The following is a 4,751-nucleotide window of genomic DNA, read 5'->3' on the forward strand; positions in this document are numbered from 1 at the left end:
ATCGATCCTCTGAGCGCCAGGGGGACGAGGTGCTGGAAACCCTGGGGCTGCATGAACTTGAAGAGCTGCGTCAGATTGATGCGGCCCTAGCACGACTGGCAGAGGGATCTTATGGCTATTGCCAGATCTGTGGCGAAGGCATCGCTGCAAAACGGCTGGACCTGTTGCCCGCCACGCCATTCTGCAGTGGCTGCGCCACCTAGAGTGCAGCGCGGGAGTGGTGGCTTAGGGGGAACCGCCGCCCGTTGTGGCGCTTTTCTTTGGTCAGCGAAGGGGGTAAGGCGGGGCAAGCCTGAAATCCTGGAGTTTTGCCATGTCCTGCGCCCTGTGTTCTGCCGAAGAGCCAACCCGCTTTTTTGACGTTCCCGGTGGTCCGGAAGAGGCGGGCGTGCAGATCTGCGCCACCTGTCAGGCTCAGATCGAGGGGGAGCTGCAGCCGACCCACTGGCGTTGCCTCTCTTCTTCGATGTGGTCGACAGAGCCAGCTGTGCAGGTGCTCTGCGCGCGGCTTTTGGCGCGGCTTGCGGATCAGGACTGGGCGCGTGACCTGGCGGATCAGCTCTGGCTGGACGATGAGACCCGCGCCTGGGCGGACAATGAGTCTTTCGGGAGTGGCCATGCCGACAGCAATGGCGTGCCCCTGTCGGCGGGGGACACTGTAGTTCTGATCAAAGACCTGCCGGTAAAGGGTGCGGGCTTTACCGCCAAGCGCGGCACCGCGGTGCGCGGCATCTCGTTGGTGCAGGACAATCCTGAACATATCGAGGGCCGGGTTGACGGCCAGCGCATCGTTATTTTGACAAAGTTTGTGAAAAAGAAATAGGCGCTGGCGCAACAAGGGCGGCTATTTGACCGGGGGCCGCCTAAGGGCCGTTGCTGTACGTTCAGCGATATGGCACAACTCCTCCAAACAGACTGAACAAAAGAGTTTAGCATATGACCGATTTTGCCGAACGTCGCCGCATGATGGTTGACACTCAGGTCCGCCCTTCGGATGTGACCAAATACCCGATCATCGAAGCCCTGCTGGCGGTGCCACGCGAAGATTTTGTTCCCGATGCGCAGCGCGAAGGCGCCTATGCGGATCGCAATATGGATCTGGGCGGTAACCGGACTTTGATCGAGGCACGCACCCTGGCCAAGATGCTGGATGCGCTGGATATTCAGCGCGATGAACTGGTGCTGGATGTGGGCTGCGGCCTTGGTTACTCCACCGCAGTGACCGCGCAGATGGCGGAAATGGTCATCGGCGTCGAAGAAGATGAGATCATGTCGGCCGATGCCCAGGCGCAGCTCTCGGAAGCAGGGGCTGACAATGCAATTGTCCATGTTGGCGCGCTGAGCGAAGGCGCGGCGGAACATGGCCCCTATGATGTGATCATGGTGCAGGGCGGTGTCGAAGACCTGCCCGAGTCGCTGCTGACCCAGCTCAAGGATGGCGGGCGCATTGCCGTCATTTTCATGAGCGGTGCGCTGGGGGAAGTAAAAGTCGGCCACAAACGTGGCGAACAGATTTCCTGGCGCTTTGAATTCAATGCAGGGGCTGCTGTACTTCCCGGTTTCGAAAAAGCTGCGGCCTTCGCTCTCTGAGCAGGCCGAGGGCACTCTCAACCCCTGGGGGCGCTGGGGGATTGAGGCGAAGTTTCTCGTTGGAAAATTTCTGGTCCCTTAGTTTTGGGGCCAAGACCAAACCAAACATCCGCGGCTGGCGGCGCGGCAAACGAATAGGACTACCGATGTATAAGAGAAAATCGTCGCGTTTGTTAAAGACGTTTGTGCTTGCCGGGACCACGGCACTGGCGCTGGCGCTGCCCAAATTTGCCAGCGCTGACAATCTGTCAGACGCGCTGATTGGCGCTTACAAAACCAGCGGGCTTCTGGAACAAAACCGGGCGCTTTTGCGGGTTAAGGATGAAAACGTAGCTGCAGCCGTGGCCGGGCTTCGTCCGATCGTCAACTGGACGATAGCCGCAAGCACGAACAACACACAGAATGTTGCTTCAGGAAGTCCATCTGTTGATCAGATGAAGACCAGTTTGACTTTCGGTCTGTTGCTGTTTGATGGCGGCGCGACCAAGCTTAAGCAGCTCGCGGCGCAACAGGTAGTTCTGGCGACCCGTCAAAGCCTGCTCAATTTTGAACAGCAGGTGCTTTTTGATGCGGTGGAAGCCTATGTAAATGTACTGTCGCAGAAGGAAACCGTACGTTTGCAAACCAACAACCTGCGGCTGCTGCAGGAAGAGTTGAAAGCCTCGCAGGATCGGTTTGAGGTTGGTGAAGTCACACGTACTGATGTGGCGCTGGCACAAAGCCGCCTGGCTTCGGCCCGGGCAACTTTGATCCAAAGCCGTGGTGACCTTTTGGCGGCCGAAGCCTCTTATATTCAGGCTGTTGGCAACCCGATTGGAACGGCTGCAGGCGCGCCACCCCTGCCCAAACGGGTGGCCTCCCTGCAGGCAGCGGAAACCATTGCTGCCCGCAATCACCCAAGCCTTCTGGCGCAGCAGCATTCGGTAAAGGCAGCTGATTATGCCATCGAGGCTTCGCGCAAAGGTCTTGGGCCAAAAATTGAACTGGGCGCAGAAATTACAGCATCTGCTAGCTTTGCCAATGCCGGCAACACTGACAGCACAGGCGGTAGTATCACCTATACCCAACCGATCTTCGCTGGTGGTAAGCTTGCTTCGGCGCTGCGTTCCAGCATTGCTTCTCGTGACGCCGAGCGTGGGGCGTTGATCTCAGTTCAGCGCTCCGTCGCTCAGGCGGTAGCTGCTGCCTATGTCACCCTCGAAGCCGCGACCGCCAGCCTTGTGTCTTCGAATGAAAGCGTGCGGGCTGCCCAGGTTGCCTTTGACGGCATTCGCGAAGAGGCTACTTTGGGCGCACGAACCACATTGGACGTGCTGCAGGCCGAGCAGGATCTGCTGAATGCCTCGACCGCCCGGGTGCAGGCGCGGGCCAGCCAGGCCATTGCCTCATATGCTCTGTTGCAATCGCAGGGGCTGTTGACAGCGGAACATCTGGGGCTTGCGGTCGAAATCTACGATCCGACGCTTTACTACAATCTGGTCAAGGATGCCCCGGCGCAGGTAAGCCAGCAAAGCCGGGATCTGGATCGCGTTTTGCGGGCCCTGGGGAAAAACTAAAAGTCTCTCTAATTGTTGTGCGATGGCGGCAGGGGAGCTACACTTGCCTCAAAGGCTAGAGTGGTTCAATAAATATGTCCGATCCTGTGACACAGGCTGAAATCGAAGATGTGCTGTCCTCAATCCGCCGTTTGGTGAGCGAGGATGGCCGATCCGTGCCGCGTCCGGTGCCAGTGCAGGAAACGCCAAAACCAAAACCTGCCTCACGCCTGGTGCTGACCCCGGCTTTGCGGGTTTCTGAACCCATTGCTGAAGAGCCTGATGCCACGCAGCCTCAGCTGTCGGCTGAGGTGCCTGCCGTCCCGGATCGGGATGAGCGGGAAGGGGCACCAGTCCTGGACCAAGGCATCGATCACGATATTGATTTCTGGGATGGTGAGGATCAGGCGGAAGCCACCGAGGCAGAAGGCGTCTTGGGCAGCACTGAGAACCATGAGGATGCGACGACCTCAGACGTTGCCGCGTCGCAGGCCGGATTTGAAGATCTTGAGCCGGGGGAAGTTTTGTTCTTTCAGCCGGATGAGGAGGAGGCGGGCGGCGTCGAAGCGAGCGCTGAGCTGGCGACTTCGGAGCCGGAGATGGCGCCGAATATTGATACGACATCAGAAGCCGATGCGGCGCCTTGGCGCCAACCCGGAGCCACCCTGTTTGCGGCGGTAGATTCGACGGATCATGTGGCAACAGAAACAGCCACTGCTGAGCCCGAGCCCGTGGACCGCGGGGATGCTGCGGAGGTTCTGTCTGAAGAGGCTGGACCTGGTGATCGTGTCTCTGCCGTGGTGCAAAAGATCGCTGAACTGGAAGCCAAAGTGGCGCGTTCCGATGGTCAATGGGAGCCTGATGGTGCCTCTAGCGATCCCTATGCGGGCACCAATATCGAGACGCTGGCGTGGCAGGACCATATCGAAGACCAGACAGATTCTTCTGATTTCCTACAGGATGAGGCCTCTGTAGCCTCGGAAATCGACCGGCAGGAATTACAGGGCGAATCTGCTGCTGAGCCGGATCTGGACGCTGCAACTCTGGCAGAAGAGGCGGTGACCGAGGAGGCTCTGGACGGTCTGCAGGGGTTCGCGGGCGAAGAGAGCTATCTGGACGAAGACAGTCTGCGCGAACTGGTGGCGGATATCGTGCGCAGCGAGCTGCAGGGGGCCCTGGGAGAGCGGATCACCCGCAATGTCCGCAAGCTGGTCCGCCGCGAGATCCAAAGGGCTCTGGCGGCGCAGGATCTGCTTTAGCAGGGCCTGAGCTCGGCTAGCTTTCATCTGTTACAGGTGGGGCTCCCGCCAAAAAGAGCTCCCCTTTTGGGGAGCTGTTTTGTTGGGCCCAGCGCCGCGCTGGCGCGCGGCGCTGCTCATTCCCCTGGGCTCGCGGTGGTGGTGGCCAACGCTGTCGGTTTTGGCAAAACCTTCTCCGTCATGGGAATGGATTTTTGGGGTTAGGAGCGCGCTGGGATGGGGGCAGAGAGACTGAGTAGCTGATTCAGGTCCATGTTGTGTTCCAGGTGGTCGGCCAGGGCATCCAGTGTCTCTTCGACGTCGGCCTCGTACCGGGTGTGGCTGCCATGCCCGAGCCCGGCGAGGTACTGAGCCCTAAAGGCGTCGG

General features: G+C 59.3%; 5 protein-coding genes. All 5 read left to right on the plus strand.

The window, feature by feature from the left end:
• Nucleotides 1–203: TraR/DksA family transcriptional regulator (locus ABJP42_RS01390; RefSeq protein ID WP_348338107.1), on the plus strand; the 203-nt coding region annotated here is incomplete at its 5' end.
• A 110-nt stretch (nucleotides 204–313) separates the two neighbouring features.
• Nucleotides 314–823: a PhnA domain-containing protein gene (locus ABJP42_RS01395; RefSeq protein WP_348338109.1), complete on the plus strand. Its 510-nt coding sequence runs from the start codon at nucleotides 314–316 to the stop codon at nucleotides 821–823.
• A 113-nt stretch (nucleotides 824–936) separates the two neighbouring features.
• Nucleotides 937–1,590 (plus strand): protein-L-isoaspartate O-methyltransferase family protein, encoded by a 654-nt coding sequence (locus ABJP42_RS01400; RefSeq protein WP_348338110.1) that lies wholly within the window; start codon nucleotides 937–939, stop codon nucleotides 1,588–1,590.
• A gap of 146 nt (nucleotides 1,591–1,736) precedes the next feature.
• The gene (locus ABJP42_RS01405; RefSeq protein WP_348338111.1) at nucleotides 1,737–3,146 is read left to right on the plus strand and encodes a TolC family outer membrane protein; all 1,410 of its coding nucleotides are present in this window, start codon (nucleotides 1,737–1,739) and stop codon (nucleotides 3,144–3,146) included.
• Nucleotides 3,147–3,220: 74 nt separating this feature from the next.
• Nucleotides 3,221–4,384, plus strand: a complete 1,164-nt coding sequence (locus ABJP42_RS01410; protein WP_348338112.1) for a hypothetical protein — start codon at nucleotides 3,221–3,223, stop codon at nucleotides 4,382–4,384.
• Nucleotides 4,385–4,751: the final 367 nt, after the last annotated feature.

The sequence above is a fragment of the Pseudophaeobacter sp. genome, from assembly GCF_039971195.1.
Classification (GTDB): Bacteria; Pseudomonadota; Alphaproteobacteria; order Rhodobacterales; family Rhodobacteraceae; genus Pseudophaeobacter.